The organism is Pelagicoccus enzymogenes, assembly GCF_014803405.1.
Lineage (GTDB): Bacteria > Verrucomicrobiota > Verrucomicrobiia > Opitutales > Opitutaceae > Pelagicoccus > Pelagicoccus enzymogenes.
The window spans coordinates 570896-584803 of record NZ_JACYFG010000036.1 but is presented as its reverse complement, the minus strand read 5'-3'; the positions used below and the strand labels follow the sequence as shown (position 1 = coordinate 584803).

Genomic DNA, 13908 nt, shown 5'->3' with positions numbered 1-13908 from the left:
TGGGTTTTGAATAGTGATCAGTGATCGAGCGGAGCGAGGGACTGGTTTGTTTTAACCACCGATAGCACCGATAGCACTGATTGGCGCCGATGATCGCTCAATTGGACGGGTGCCATTTAAACTGTGACCTGTATTGGCTAGGGTAGGGCTGTCTGGCCCAGACAGCCGCGTTGCAGGATCATTTCTCCGCGGCGGACTGGGCCAGTCCGCCCTACCAAGACAGTGTTTCAACCGCCCGTTCGATAAACTCAGGGCAGGCGGAGGACGCGGAGGTGCTTGGGCGATTGCTTATCGATAGTGGCGGGACCTTCTAGGTCGCGTGCTTGGGGAGATGCGGGAGCTGGAAGCTTCCCCCACTTTGGTTAATCGTGGCGCAAGGCCACTTCCTACATTCGAGATTACTGATTACGGATTGACTAGGGCTTTTGCTCCTGCAGCGCGGACGACGTGGCAGTCGTCCCTCCAGATTTTTGTTTTGGGGAGACCGGTGCCACTCGGTCCGCGTCTTCCGCTCCTTTGCTATGGGCGAAACTTAGGAGTTTGCAGCGGCCCGTAGGGGCGTGGCGACTGGGGTCTCGATACGGCTGACTACCGGCAAATGGTCGGAGGCGAAGCTGCGAATCACCGCGGTTTCAACCGCTTCGAAGGGGGCGGCCAGCAGGATGAAGTCGAGCCCCCGCGAGGGGAAATGGGCGGGAAAGGTCCGCTCTTTTTTCGGAAAGTAATGGTAGTCCTCTTCGCCGGCGGAGCGTTCGATGAGCTGGTGCAAGGCGTCTCGCGAGGAGCGGGAGCTGGTATTGAAGTCGCCGCAGATAATCGGAGGCAGGTGGTAGGGATCGGCGTCGCTGCGGGCGTGGATGGAGGAGAGCAGCTTGTCCACCTGGCGGAGGCGAGTGCGGCGGGAGCGGAAGTCGAGGTGCAGGTTGATGACGTCGATTTCCGCCTCGTCCATGAGGAAGCAGGCTTCCAGGAAACCCTTTTCGCCAAGTTTCTTGGAGCCGAAGGATTCGACCTTCCAGTTCTTGACGGGGTATTTGGAGAGGAAGGCGTTGCCGTAGGCGAGGGGCTTGCGGCCGAAGCGACGGTTGTGGATGCCGTGCACGGCGTGCGGGTAGTTGGTGGCGGACTGCAGGTAGTCCAGCAGGTTGATATGCTTGTTCCAGTGGGAGGAGGCGTCGATCTCCTGCAGGGCAACGATATCGGGCTGTTGTTCGTTGATGACGTGAGCGATGCGATCGAGGTTCTTGGAAATCCCCTTGGCGCTGCTGAAGCCTTGGTAGAGGGAGAGCCCTCGCCCGTGGGCGATATTGAAAGTCATCAACTTTATCTCTCGTGTCCGCAGCCGCATCTGTACTTTTTAACGCAGCAAGCAACTTAACGAATTCCGCGAACAACGAAAGCGCTTCCGGCCCTTTATGGGGAACTTTAAGCGAAGCGCTTCAACTCGCGACTCCCTCCCATCCGTGAACGCCTTCGGTGACCTAGACATACACCTCAAGATTCCCGACCTGTGGCAGCAAGACGCCTTGCACCGCATCAAGGCTGGGGAGGACGTGGTGGTGAATGCGCCCACCGGCGCGGGCAAGACTTACCTCGTCGAGCTGATCGCGGAATCCTATCGCCACGGTCAGATCGTGCTGGCGGTGCCCACGCGGGCCCTGGCCAACGACAAGCTGCGGGAGTTTCGCGGCAAAGGGTGGCGAGTGGGAATCGTCACCGGAGACGTTGCCATCGATCCGGAGGCTCCGGTGGTCGTGGCCACTTTAGAAACGCAGAAGCCTCGCTTCCTGCGGGGTAAGGGGCCGCGGCTTTTCGTGATCGACGAGTACCAGATGATCGGCGATCCGGTTCGTGGGGTGAACTACGAGCTGTGCGTAGCCCTCGCTCCCCCGCAGACTCAGCTCTTGATGCTGAGCGGGAGCGTATCCAATCCGCAAGACATCGTGGATTGGCTGCAGCGGCTGGGCCGCCGGGCTCATTTGATCTCGGTGGAAAAGCGTCCAGTGCCGCTTGAGGAAATCCATTTGGATGCCTTGTCCTACAATCCGCCGCGTACGGTTACCGGATTTTGGCCGCGTCTGGTGGCTCGAGCTCTCATGGCGGACTTGGGACCAATCTTGATTTTCGCCCCGCAGCGCAAGGGAGCGGAGTCGCTCGCCCGCCAGCTGGCCGCCGCCTTGCCGGTCGAAAATCCGCTGGCTCTCAGTCCGGTGCAGAAGCGCTTGGCGGGAGGCAATCTGGAAAAGCTGCTCAACAAGCGAGTCGCCTTCCATCACAGCGGCTTGAGCTACCAGCAGCGGGCGGGGTTGGTAGAGCCATTGGCGAAAGCGGGGCAGCTGCGTATCGTCGTTTCCACTACGGGACTTGCCGCCGGGGTGAACTTCTCCATGCGTTCGGTTTTGGTAACGGAGTCGCAGTTCACTCTGGGCAACGTGCAGCAGCTCATCCGGCCAGACGAACTGTTGCAAATGTTTGGGCGAGCGGGGCGCCGTGGTTTCGATACCATTGGCTATGCCTTGGTCGCGCCGGACCGCCCGCGGTTGCGGGAAGGCAAGCAGCGTCCGGTGCGGCGCCCCAAGTTGCTCGATTGGCCGAGCTTGATCGGTATTCTGGAGGTCGCGGCGGAGCGGGGCGTGGATGCCTTCTCCGAGGTGACCGAAGCCTGCGAGCGACTGTTTGGCGACACACCTGCGAAGGTGGGCGTGGAGCACAGTATCCAATGTCCCGATATGCCCTGCGGGCTGCGGGTCGATGCGGAACGGGCTCGCCATGCCACCGCGAACAGCGAGGAGATTTTAAATTCCCAAGGCGTTTGGGAGCCTCGTTCCGAACAGGTGCAGGCGAGGTGGGGAGAGGCCAAAGCGCGGGTCGGCGAAACCTTGAAGCCGGCTCTTGAGCAGGCGGCGGTCGTCAAATCGCTAGGGGGAGGCAAGCTTGCTCGGATCGGCAAGGTCTTCGGCAAGAAGCGCCTGATTGGCTTTCTGGACAAGAAAAAGCCGACGCGCCTGCAGTTGGCTGGTTGGTTGCTGAAGGAGTTTTCGGATCAGGGGGTTGCGTTGCAGAAGCGGCAAGAGCTCGATGCTTTGAGGACGCTTCCTTGGAGCACGTTGTTAGGCAGTGGTGAATTGGTGGATACGCGTCGCGAGGGATTTCGCTTGATCGGGATTTTCGACTATTCGCAAACGATGGGGAGCTTCGATCGTGACGTTTGGGGCGAGATCTTGTTTCAGCCGGAAACGCGACGGGCTTATCCGCTGGAGTGCCAGAACTGCCTGCAGCGATCGGTTTGCGAGGGAGAGCTGAATCCCGCCCGCAGCCCGGCCCTTGCCTGGCGCCAGCTGGGATTGGTCGATGCCAAGGGGCAGCCGTCCTTGCGAGGGCGGATCTTCAGCCTTTTTCAAGGAGGCGAAGGCTTGGCGATCGCGGCGGCCTTGGAGGATGAAAGTTATGCGGTCGACGCCATCGCCCGCGACATTGCCAATTTGCGAGCCGGCTACCGTTTTGACGACTATTCCCAGTACAGCCATCGACTCTCGCGAGCGTGTCGGGTGGCGTATCGAGATCGTACTTACGAGGGGTATCTCAAGCACGGGCTTCCGCCGCATTACGGGGATGGGGCGGCGGAGGTGATCGCCGAATGGGCGGCATCGGGCGGCAAGGGAAAACGCTTGCTCGGCGATGACTTGAAGTTTGGCGATGTGCAGCGAGCGCGGCAGGAGTGGTTGAGCTTGTTGCGTCACATCGTCAACGCGCCCGCCTTGGAGTTTGCCCGCTGGCAGGAGCTGCAGGCCTGCGCCAAGGCGATTTTGGAGGTGGACGACCAGCGTTTGTTGGTGGATGACCTGCCGCCGCTGGAGCCGTCGCAGATAGGTCGGGTCGAGCACCGGCTGCGCTTTCCGCGGAAGTGGTAGGGGATAGGTAGGGTCCGCTGTCCCGGCGGACCGCTTTCGCGACCAAGGTCGCTCCTACAGGGGGGAGAGTAGGGGGATAGGTAGGGTCCGCTGTCCCAGCGGACCGCCAACAGCGAGAATGCGGGCTGCTGGGACAGCAGCCCCTACCTTGCAAAGCGGCTCGCTTACAGCGGCTCGACCTGCCAATCCCACTTTCCCGCTTCTGGAAACGTAAGCCAGGCGAAGCTGGCGGCGCTGCCGTGGCGGGGGCCGGTGACGGCTCCGGGATTGAGGGCGCGTAGGCCGTGCTCGCTGTCGTCCAAGGGTTGGTGCAAGTGGCCGTAGAGAATGGCCGTGGTGTTTTCCAGGAAGGCGTAAGGCGGATGGTGCTGCAGGCGAAAGCGGAAGCCTTCGCGTTCAAGGTCGCGGATCTCGGGCCAGCTGCCGTAGGGGTCGCAATTGCCTTTCACCACCACCAAGGGGCGCCCGAGGTTTTGGATGGGGATGAGGACGTGCGGTTGGGTGACGTCGCCGAGGTGCCAGATCTCGTCGGCTTTTGAAAGATGGGTAAGCAGGCGTTCCGGAACTTTGCCGTGGGTATCGGAGATGACTGCTATTTTTCGGGACATGGATTCTTTTCTCACGCCCGCGGAGCGGCCGTGCCACCCTTGGTTAGAGCGTCTTCGGAGCGGCCGTGCCACCTTTTTTGTGCAGGAGGTAGGCGAAGAGGGCGATAAAGCAGACGAGCACGATGCTGACCCAGTAGCCGTCGGCGACTCGGGTGGTGCCGCTGAAGGAGCTGGCTTGTTCGGTGGTGGCGAAGGCGTTGCCGAAGAGCTTGATGGTAAATACCCATCCGGCGTGGATGGCGATGCTGGCCCAGAGGTTGTTGGCGAGCAGAAAGACTTGGTGCAGGACCACGCCCACGAGGAAAATGGCGAGTATGTACTTGAGGTCGAATTCGGTGAAGACGGCGACTGCGGTGCCGGCTGCGATCTGGGCGGCTTCGGCGATGCCAACTTCGGACGGGGCGATTTCGCCGAGCGAAAACTCGGGGGTCTTGAAGTGAAGGACGGCGAAGAAAAAGGAGGAGAGCAAAATGGCTGCGATAGGCTGCAAGGCGGTGTAGAACATTCTGAATACAAGCCCGCGAAAGACGATTTCTTCGAGGATGCCGATGAGAAGGGAGGCGAGGATGGCGTCGTCGATCTTGGAGGCGAGTTGGCTGGGCTCCCAGGTGAAGGAAAAGGCTCCTGTTGCGGTATTGAAGCCGTAGATGATGAAGATCATGGCGATGCCGCTCAGGAACCAGCGAGCGAAGGTGGCCAGCATGGGGCGGGAGAAGCCGATGGCTTTCCAGCTGGTGATGCGACATTGCACGAACAAGTAGGGAAGCAGGAGCAAAACGCTGAGCCAGCGGGCCCGGTCGAAGAATTTTGGATACGGCTTGTTGGCGAGGTAGCCGCTGGCGTCGGGATCGAAGTGGTGGGTCAGCTTGAAGGCGATCAAGCTGAGGATCGCCCCAGAGACGAGGGAGCCGAAGTAGAGCAGACAGAGCAGCCAGATTCCTTTGAGCGAGCTTTGCTCGGGGCTCAGTCCGTAGAGGAGGTGCTTGGGATCGCGTTTCATTGTTGCTCCAGTTCGCCGCCGTCGAGCTTCTTGAATACCTTGAAGCCGGCGGACTTGGCGTTGCTGACGGACGGCTTGACGTTGATCTTCATCTGGGGGGCCGTGAGCGTGGGGCAGGCTTCGATCTCCTGCCCGCACTTGGGACACTCCTCGGGAGCGTTTTCGTTCGAGGCGAGGTGGATTTCCACTTCGCCGCGACAGAGCTTGCAGCGGCCGGATATCGGTCTGAAGCGCTGCAGTGGCATGGTCTTGGTTTATTTAAAGCCGTTGGGCAACGGCCGTTCCGCTTCCAGGAAGAGCGAGTGGATGCTAGTTCTCCTGCTGGACGAATCCGAGGCGAACTTGTTCCTGGACGGTGAGGGTGCTGATGTACTGCTGAGCAGAGAATTGGTTGGACAGGTTTTGCAGCGACTGGGCGACTTGGGCGTATTGCGGGTCGTCCTTGCTGACCTCCGGCGCCTCCTTGGAAACGACGTAAAGGTAGGCGCCTTGGTTGTTGTTGCCGAGGCGAACGAAATCGGAGACTTCGCCTTCGTTGAGCTCGAGCAGGGCGGAAAGGGCGCGGCGGTCGAGGCCTTCGGCGGGCTCGCCGAGGCTGAAGTCGCTGTAGGAGCTGACGGTGAGGCCCGCTTCTTCGGCGGCGGCGCCGAAGCTGTCCTCGCTGTCCGCGGCAGCGGCCAGCTTCTCTTGCAGTTCGATGGCGTAAGCGGCGCGGGCTTCGCGATACTTTTCGGCCCGTACGTCGGCGGCGATGCGCTGACGCAGGGTTTCGAAGCTCGGTACGGTTGGCTCGATCACCTTGTCGTAGAAGAGCACGACGGACTTGTTGCCGTGTTGGAGCGGCTCTGAGTAGAAGCGTGTTTCGGTGAGCTTGAAGGCTTCGCTGACCATGTTGCGTCCCCAAGTCGTGCCAATCGGAGTTTCATTGGCGGCGAAGGAGGAGGCGGTCTTCACTTCCAGGTTCATGGCGGCGATCGCGTCCTTGAGCCCTTGGGAGTCGCGGGTGAATTCGTTTTCGTGGATCTGCACCACGAGGTCGTAGGCGCGCTCGGCGGCCACTTCGCGGGCTTTTTCCAGACGAAGGTCTTCGCGTACGGCGAGGCGAGCTTGCTCGAAGGTCACGGGTTCCGCTGGCTCCGCCTCGGGGTCTTCGGCAGGGGCGGGCTGGTAACGGTCGATATTGGCTTCGAAGTAGTTGATGAGCTCGTCTTCGGTCGGCTTGATTTCGTCGACGTAGTTGGCGGCCTCGACTTCTACGTAGTTTACGACGCGACGCTCGGGCGTTTGGTAGGTGAAGCTGAATTCTTCGTAGTGCTGCTGCAGCATCTCGTCGGTGATTTCCACTTCCGGCGTGTAGGCGTTGAGATCGCTTTCAGCGACGAGCACGGACCATTTGGCCAAGCGCTGGCTGAGGCTGTCGAGGATTTCGGATTCGTGCACGAAGCCAGCTCCTTCGAGAGCGGTGTAGACTTTGGCGATGCGGTAGTCGTCGATCAGCACGCGGCGCAGGTCGTTCTTGCTGAAGGCTCCGCCTAGGCTGATGCTGTCGAGGATCATGTTGTAGGCCTGGGCGTCGAACTCGCCGAGCTGGTTTTGGAAAGCGGGTAGGGTCTTGATGTATTCGAGCAGCTGTTCCTCGGTAGGCTCGGGAATCAAGTTTTGGTTGGCGATGTAGCGGGCGGTGGCGCGCTCGAAGGCGAGGTTCTGGCTAGGGCGCGGGTTGCGGCTGAGGGAGGCGCTGAGCTGGGAGTCGCGCACCAGCTCCACGCGGGCCGCTTCGGTATTCATCGGAGTGTCGTAGAAGAAAAGGTCAGCCGTTGCTTCCTTTCCGCCGCCGATCGGCCCCTGGTTGCCGATCTGCACGATGAACGCGATGATGAGGACGGCGAAGATGATGAATACGAGGAGCAGGTGCTTCTGAAGTTTGTTTTGTAGCCAGGAAATCATAAGGGGATACGCAATTAAAGGCGGCTAAACTAGGCTCGGCGCCTAAGCTGTCAATGGGCAAAACCTCCCTTGAAGCAGTGGGAGTGTGGTTGCTGTCCTTCTGGAGAAAACCGGGTGGGGAGGATAAATTGCGTTTCCGATACCAGGAGTGGAATAGTAGCGTGTTGATCGGGTTGTTGGGAGCAGGATGTGTCGTCGCTGAGCTCGAGTGTCGTAGCGTTGCTCCTCGGTAGCCCTCTACTTTGTTGGGGATTCCTCGGCGAGCGAATCGAGCGCGTCGGCGAGGGTGAGCTGCTGGAAGCTGGTCCGGCGGGCTTCGTCGATGAGTTCGTGGTAACGGCGTACCAGCGGGTCGCGGGCGTCGAAAAGGCTGTCGTCCGGATTGGAACCGTGGGATTCGAAGTTCTTCTTGAACTCGAGCAGGGCGATTTTTTCGAGCGGACGGGCCGGCTGGTAGCGGTAGGCGTTGTAAATGTCCTTTTCCTTGGCGGGCAAGGTGGAGGCGAGGCCGAGATCGACCAAGCGGTTGAGGGCGGCTCCGGCTAGAGGGCGGGGCAGGTTGTTGTGTTGGGCGAGCTCGGTGCTGGAGTACGCTTCCCCGCAATCGCGGAAGCGGCGGCTGATCTGGGCTAGGAGAAGCAGGCAGAGGCTTTCTTGGGAGGCTTGGCTGAGCTCGTCCCAAGCGACCTTGCCGCTTTTGAAGCGGGCGTTTTGCACGGCGAAGGAAAGGCGGCCTCCCAGCAGCAGGCACATCCAAAAGGTGAAGAGCCCGATCATGAGCACGGGCAGGATGCTGAGCGATCCGTAGAGGGTGCGTTGCATGGCGACGCGTTCGACGTAGAGGAAGGCGAAGGCGTTGTTGGCGGCGAAGCAGCTCACGGAAAAAAGCCCGCCCACGAAGGCGGCTTTCCACTCTACCTGGGTATTGGGAATGAAGCGGTAGAAGGCGGCGAGCAGGGTGGAGAGCAGGAGGAAGCCCCCGATTTTGGCGCCGTAGACGGAGAGCCAGCTGTTGACGGTTTCGGACCCGGGCAAGCCCTCGGTGAAGGCGATGAATTGGTTGTTGAGCTCGATCAGCTTGGTGACGGCGAGGGCGATGCCGGCAAATACCAGCACGGTGCCGAGCGTGATGACCGTCCAGTAAAGCACGATGCGGGTCATCAGCTTGCGGCCTTTGGATACGCCCCAGATGTCGTTGAAAGCGTCCTCGATGGTGATGAAAAGTTGGATAACGATGACGCCCAGCACGAGAGCGCCGCCGATGCCGACCGCTCCGGATTGGCTGGCGGTGATGAAGTCGGAGATCAGTTTGCTCAGGCTGCTCTCATCGGCGGTAGCCTCGCCCTCGGTCAGGCTTACTTGGGGAGCGATGTAGGAGACGATGCGCTCGATGGTGTCCTGGGCCATGCCCGGCTCCGCTTGGTTGAGCACGAAGCCGGACAAGAGCACCGCGAGAGCGATCATGGGGCCGAGTCCCAAGAGGGAGCTAAAGCTCAAGGCGGCGGCCCGAGCCAGCAGGCGATTCTCTTTCAAGCCCGAAAGGGTGATGGCAATGACCCGGCCAATGGCGAAAGCGACGCTGCGGCGTTTGGACAAGGTCTCTCCATGGTGACGCCACATTTCCTTTTGCAGTATCCTGGCCTTGGATACGATTTTTTGGAAACGTGGGTTCATGTGGCTTGTGGAACTCTTTGAGCGTCTTCGGATAAGCCGCTCCACCTCATTTAGAGGAAGAAGGCGTAAACGTAGCCGAGGATACCGAGAACGCCGGTGATTCCGCAAGCGATTAGGAAGCGGATTTTGATGATGGCGCTGCTGAAGTAGATGGCGCCCATCAGGAGCAAGTTGCTGAAGAGCAGGAGGGTGTCGCCGCTAGAATAAAACAGCATGGTGAGAAGTCCGGCTCCTACAGCAGCTCTGAATCGAAGAAGTGGATACACCTCCGTGACTTGGAGCAGTAGGGTCAAGGTGATGACCAAGTCGATGACGGCGATCACGATGTAGGGGCTTTTCGCCATGGCGATGGCGTCGGCGGTCATGACCAAGTCTTTCTCGATGTAGCCCATGGCTAGGATCGAGGCGATGAAGAAAAGGGTGAGGAAGCGCAGGCCGAAGAAGGCGACGGCGGCTTGCTTTTCCCGCGGCGACTTTCCGCTGGGGTCGTCGGCGCGTCCCTCGGCGAGGGCGAGCATCTTGGTCACTTCCAGCTTTTGCCGCTCTTCGCTCGGCTCGCCCTTTTTCTTTTTGCCCTTCTTGGACTCCTCGGCCGGTTTTTCGGGGGCGGCCGCTTCCGAGGCTTTGGCCGCTTCGGCATCGTCTGGTTCGGTTTCCGCTCCCTCCGTCTCGGATTCGGCTTGCCCCTCGGCTTTTGCTTCTGCCTTGGCCGCAGCAGCCTTGGCAGCTTCCTCCTCTGCGAGGCGCTTTTTCTCCTCCTCGGATTCCTGGGTCCGCAGGGTGAGCTTCCGTTTCTTGGGGAAGAGGGTTTCCATCAGTTCCTCGTTGGAGGAGATGGTCAGCCAGGACTCGGATTCGATGTCGTAGAAATAGGCGTTGGCATCGAGCTTGTTTGCCTCGATCAGAGAGGAGATTTGGTCGATGTCGAACGGGCCGCTCGCATCTTCATCGCCTTCGCGTCGGATATAGTATTCTCTCATGGGCTAGGGAAGTAGCCCAATGAGACACTTGCTGGAGGCGCTTTGTCAAGGCGCGGGAGGCCCTTGGACATGCTATTACATGCGTTCCAAAGTAGGAATGCCTAGCAGGCCTAGTCCCGTCTCCAAGACGTCTAGAGTGCGTTGGCAGAGCATTAGGCGCCGCGCCTTGATGGCTTCTTCGGATACGATGACTTTGTTGGCGTTGTAGAAGGAGCTGTAGGCTCCGGCCAGTTCGAAGAGGTAGGTGCAAAGCAGGTGCGGACGCAGGGTCTCGATGGTCTGCTGTAGCACGCCTACGAAGCCGAGGATCTTGCGGGCGAGGGCGAGCTCTTCGGGGGTCTCGATTTGGCTGGCCTTGCCGGCGAGGGCTTCCAGCTCGGAGGCCTCGAAGTTGCGGAAGATGCTCTTGATGCGGGTGGCCGCGTAGAGGAGGTAGGGAGCGGTGTTACCCTCGAAGCTGAGCAGCTTGTCCCAAGCGAAGACGTAGTCGCTGGTGCGGTTTTGCGACAGTTCGGCGTAGCGGATGGAGCCGGTCCCGATCACCTTGGCGGCAGCCGCAACTTCCTCCTCGCTGAGGGGGGCTTGCCCCTTGGCGACCTTTTCCTCGTTTTTCTCGCGTACCAGCTTTTCCGCTCGCTCGATGGCTTCGGCGATCAGGTCCTTAAGCAGCACGGGATCGCCGCTGCGGGAGGCCATGGCTTTGCCGTTTTCGCCCATGATGGTGCCGTGGAAGACATGGCTGAACTTGGGGAAGCTGCGGCCGGTTTTCTCGAACCACTTTTGGGTGGTGAGCTCCAGTTGCTCGAAATGGTCCTTCTGGCGGAAGTCGGTTTCGATGATGATGCTGGAGGCCTTGAAGTGCTCGGCCCGGTAGAGCATGGTGGCGAGGTCGGTAGTGGCGTAGTTGGAGGCCCCGTCCGACTTGCGGTACATGAAAGGCTGGGTGGCGAAGCGCTTGTGCTCGGGATGGAAGACGACCCAGGCCCCCTCGCTCTTTTCGCCGAGTCCGCATTCCTCGAGCTCTTTATATACCTGCTCCACCATGTTCCGGTAGAAGCTTTCGCCCAGGTAGTGGTCGAAGTGGATGTCGAAGAGTTCGTAGACCTGCTTGATGCCGTCGATGCTGTGGCCGTTGACGGTTTCCCACAGCTTCATGCTCTCGGGATCCTCGCTCTGCAGCTTGACCAGCTCCTCGCGCGATTCGGCCACGACTGCCTCGTCCTCGGCAGCCAGCTTGCTGCCCAGCTTGTAGAGCCGCTCCAGTTCGCCCAGCGGGTTGGCTTGCAGGTTTTCTTCGTCGAGAAAGCGCTTGTAGGCGTAGAAGAGGCGCCCGTAAGCGGTGCCCCAGTCTCCGATGTGGTTGTCGCGGATGACCTTCGCTCCGCAGAACTCGAGCAGTTTGCAGATGGATTCGCCGATGATGAGGGAACGCAGATGCCCGATGTGCATCTGCTTGGCGGTGTTGGGCGAGCTGTAGTCGACCACTACGGTTTCGTCGGCCTGTAGGTGGGCGGCGGCTTTTCCCAGCTGTTCGGAGCCGGAAAAGGTGGTGAGCCACTTCTGCAGGAAGCTGGGCTTGAGGGAGAAGTTGATGAAGCCAGGGCCGGCGATGGAGAGTTCGGCCACTTCTGCGAGTTCCTGGTTTGCTTGCAGTTTCTCGACGATGGACTGGGCGATTTGGCGCGGGTTGCTCTTGTTGCGTTTGGCGTAGGGGAGGGCGCCGTTGGCCTGCAAATCCCCGAAGCGAGGATCCGCCGATCGGATATCCGCTGTGAAGGAGTCTTCGAGCCCTGCGGAAGCCGCGGCTTCCAGCACGAGCGAGTCGATCTTTTTTGCGAGGTCGAACCAGTCTTGCATAGAGCGGCTACAAAATCCGCCTTCTGGCAACGAGCAAGCCTCTAATAGTGGCCCCCGTCAGTTGCCTTGTTCGAAAATGGCCAGTGGATACCCTAGTTTTCCTTGGGCAAAATCCTAGGGACGGGGCTTCGGTTAGGGGCTTGACACGTGTGGCATAATACGCTCTTCAAAATTGCCGCTTGGGCGGGCGAGAGACCTGTCTCCTTCGATAGGATCTTTCGTAAGTCCAAGAGCGTCAATGGTGTGGGTGATACTTTCCTAGCGAATGGGTTCGCGGGTGTCGTCCTTCCATGGCCGCAAACGGCAAACAATACGTTTCCGTACAATCCATATGGTTAGAAAAACCTTAAGCAGCCGTCGTTTCATCAAGCCGAGCTACGCGTATCTTATCGAAAAGAAGCGCGAGGGCCAAGAATTCACCAAGGAGGAGATCCGGTATATAATCGACTCTATCTTGGACGGAGAAATGCCTGACTTCCAAATGGCCGCCATGGCCATGGCGATCTTCTTCCAGGGAATGTCCGCCCAGGAAACTGCAATTCTCACTGAGGAGATGATGCTCTCCGGCGAGGTGATCGACCTCTCTCACATTGCCAAGCCCAAGATCGACAAGTATTCCACGGGCGGCGTAGGCGACAAGACATCTCTGGTGCTCGTCCCCTTGGCCGTCGCCTCCGGCATCGTCATTCCTATGATGGGCGGCATCGACCAAGATTTCGCGATCAGCTCTCTCGACAAGTTGAGCGCGGTACCGGGCTTCAAGGCGGACATGGGGATCGACGCTTTCATCGAGCAGCTGGAGAAGATCGGCGGAGCCATGGTGCGTCAGAGCGCCGAGCTCGCTCCGGCGGACGCCAAGCTCTACGACCTTCGCAAGAAGACCGCGACCATCCCAAGCCTCCCGCTCATCACTGGCAGCGTGCTCTCCAAGAAGCTCGCCGAAGGCGCGGAAGGCCTCGTGATCGACGTCAAGTGGGGCAACGGCTCCTTCATCCGCGACCTCGAGCAGGCCAAGCAGCTCGCTCGTAGCATGACCCGCGTAGGCCGTTCCATGAAGCGCCGTTGCGTGGCTTTGGTTACGGACATGAACCAGCCGCTCGGCGACACGGTCGGAACCGCTCTCGAGCTCAAGGAAGCGATCCAGCTTCTCAAGGGCGAAGGGCCGGAGGATCTGCAAGAGCTGGTGCTCAAGCTCGGCATGGAAATCGTACGCCTCGCTGGCGTTGCGGGATCTACACTTTCCGCTAAGCAAACGGTTCAGCGTCACATCGAGGACGGCACCGCTCTGGAAAAGCTCAAGGAAATCGTGGCCGCCCAAGGCGGCGACACTTCCTACATCGACGATCCGGAGAAATTCCCGACCGCCAAGCACATCCGCAAGCTGCCTGCTCCCAAGCGCGGCTACGTGCACACCATCAACGCGGCTCAGATTGCTAAGGGCGTTCACCTGCTCGGCGCGGGTCCGGACGAAGATGGCAACATCGACTACGCGGTGGGCGTTTCCGAAATCAAGAAGGTCGGTACCCAGGTCAAGCAGGGCGAGCCGCTGATGATGATCCACTACAACGACGAAGCGAAGCTTGAGCAGGCCCTCGAATACTTCAAGGCCGCCTACCGCCTCGCTCCCAAGCGTCCGACTCCGCCACCACTCATCGTGGAGCGTGTCGCGTAAGGATCTTTCGCGAGCAACCAATAAATCTTTCGCAAGCCAGTCGCCTCCGCGGCTGGCTTTTTTTGTCCGCGAAAGCAGTAGGATGCGTGTGGGGTTGGCAGCTGCAAGGAATGGCTGCTCAGGTGGGTCAGCCGCTCCGCGGGTGACTTGCAAAAGCCGCCGCCCGCGGAGCGGCCGTCCCACCATCTGTGAGGTGCTTGATTCCACTTTTGAGCGCGCTTGTCACGCGATTCACAGAAACTGATCGCGTGACAAGCAC

General features: G+C 59.9%; 10 protein-coding genes. 2 read left to right on the top strand and 8 right to left on the bottom strand.

All coding sequences use genetic code 11. The features are described 5' to 3' along the window. Positions 1-532 precede the first annotated feature (532 nt). Entirely contained in the window at positions 533-1318 is a 786-nt protein-coding gene (locus IEN85_RS14730) for an endonuclease/exonuclease/phosphatase family protein (RefSeq protein ID WP_191617847.1), read from the bottom strand. Between the two features lie 145 nt (positions 1319-1463). Here IEN85_RS14730 and IEN85_RS14725 point away from each other — a divergent pair, with 145 nt between their 5' ends. After that, positions 1464-3911 (top strand): DEAD/DEAH box helicase, encoded by a 2448-nt coding sequence (locus IEN85_RS14725; protein ID WP_191617846.1) that lies wholly within the window; start codon positions 1464-1466, stop codon positions 3909-3911. Positions 3912-4075: 164 nt separating this feature from the next. Here IEN85_RS14725 and IEN85_RS14720 read toward each other — a convergent pair whose 3' ends face one another. The 7 genes from IEN85_RS14720 to argS form a co-directional block, all read right to left on the bottom strand. Further along, positions 4076-4519, bottom strand: coding sequence for a metallophosphoesterase family protein (locus IEN85_RS14720; protein ID WP_191617845.1), 444 nt, complete (start codon positions 4517-4519; stop codon positions 4076-4078). 43 nt (positions 4520-4562) lie between these two features. Next, positions 4563-5519: a CPBP family intramembrane glutamic endopeptidase gene (locus IEN85_RS14715; protein ID WP_191617844.1), complete on the bottom strand. Its 957-nt coding sequence runs from the start codon at positions 5517-5519 to the stop codon at positions 4563-4565. Then, positions 5516-5764 (bottom strand): FmdB family zinc ribbon protein, encoded by a 249-nt coding sequence (locus IEN85_RS14710; protein ID WP_191617843.1) that lies wholly within the window; start codon positions 5762-5764, stop codon positions 5516-5518. Before IEN85_RS14710 ends, IEN85_RS14715 begins: the two co-directional genes overlap by 4 nt. Positions 5765-5828: 64 nt before the next feature. Further along, on the bottom strand, positions 5829-7466 hold the full coding sequence (locus tag IEN85_RS14705) for a peptidylprolyl isomerase (protein WP_191617842.1): 1638 nt from the start codon (positions 7464-7466) through the stop codon (positions 5829-5831). Between the two features lie 237 nt (positions 7467-7703). Then, on the bottom strand, positions 7704-9140 hold the full coding sequence (locus tag IEN85_RS14700; RefSeq protein ID WP_191617841.1) for a YihY/virulence factor BrkB family protein: 1437 nt from the start codon (positions 9138-9140) through the stop codon (positions 7704-7706). A 50-nt stretch (positions 9141-9190) separates the two neighbouring features. Further along, positions 9191-10120 (bottom strand): hypothetical protein, encoded by a 930-nt coding sequence (locus IEN85_RS14695; RefSeq protein WP_191617840.1) that lies wholly within the window; start codon positions 10118-10120, stop codon positions 9191-9193. A gap of 75 nt (positions 10121-10195) precedes the next feature. Beyond that, positions 10196-11977, bottom strand: a complete 1782-nt coding sequence (argS, locus tag IEN85_RS14690; RefSeq protein ID WP_191617839.1) for an arginine--tRNA ligase — start codon at positions 11975-11977, stop codon at positions 10196-10198. Positions 11978-12308: 331 nt separating this feature from the next. Here argS and IEN85_RS14685 point away from each other — a divergent pair, with 331 nt between their 5' ends. Beyond that, positions 12309-13649, top strand: coding sequence for a thymidine phosphorylase (locus tag IEN85_RS14685; protein ID WP_191617838.1), 1341 nt, complete (start codon positions 12309-12311; stop codon positions 13647-13649). Positions 13650-13908 lie beyond the last annotated feature (259 nt).

Coding starts and splice junctions, on each gene's coding strand:
- IEN85_RS14715 (WP_191617844.1), bottom strand. CDS start 5,519: ATGAAACGCGATCCCAAGCACCTCCTCTACGGACTGAGCCCCGAGCAA.
- IEN85_RS14720 (WP_191617845.1), bottom strand. CDS start 4,519: ATGTCCCGAAAAATAGCAGTCATCTCCGATACCCACGGCAAAGTTCCG.
- IEN85_RS14685 (WP_191617838.1), top strand. CDS start 12,309: ATGGTTAGAAAAACCTTAAGCAGCCGTCGTTTCATCAAGCCGAGCTAC.
- IEN85_RS14730 (WP_191617847.1), bottom strand. CDS start 1,318: ATGACTTTCAATATCGCCCACGGGCGAGGGCTCTCCCTCTACCAAGGC.
- IEN85_RS14710 (WP_191617843.1), bottom strand. CDS start 5,764: ATGCCACTGCAGCGCTTCAGACCGATATCCGGCCGCTGCAAGCTCTGT.
- IEN85_RS14700 (WP_191617841.1), bottom strand. CDS start 9,140: ATGAACCCACGTTTCCAAAAAATCGTATCCAAGGCCAGGATACTGCAA.
- argS (WP_191617839.1), bottom strand. CDS start 11,977: ATGCAAGACTGGTTCGACCTCGCAAAAAAGATCGACTCGCTCGTGCTG.
- IEN85_RS14705 (WP_191617842.1), bottom strand. CDS start 7,466: ATGATTTCCTGGCTACAAAACAAACTTCAGAAGCACCTGCTCCTCGTA.
- IEN85_RS14695 (WP_191617840.1), bottom strand. CDS start 10,120: ATGAGAGAATACTATATCCGACGCGAAGGCGATGAAGATGCGAGCGGC.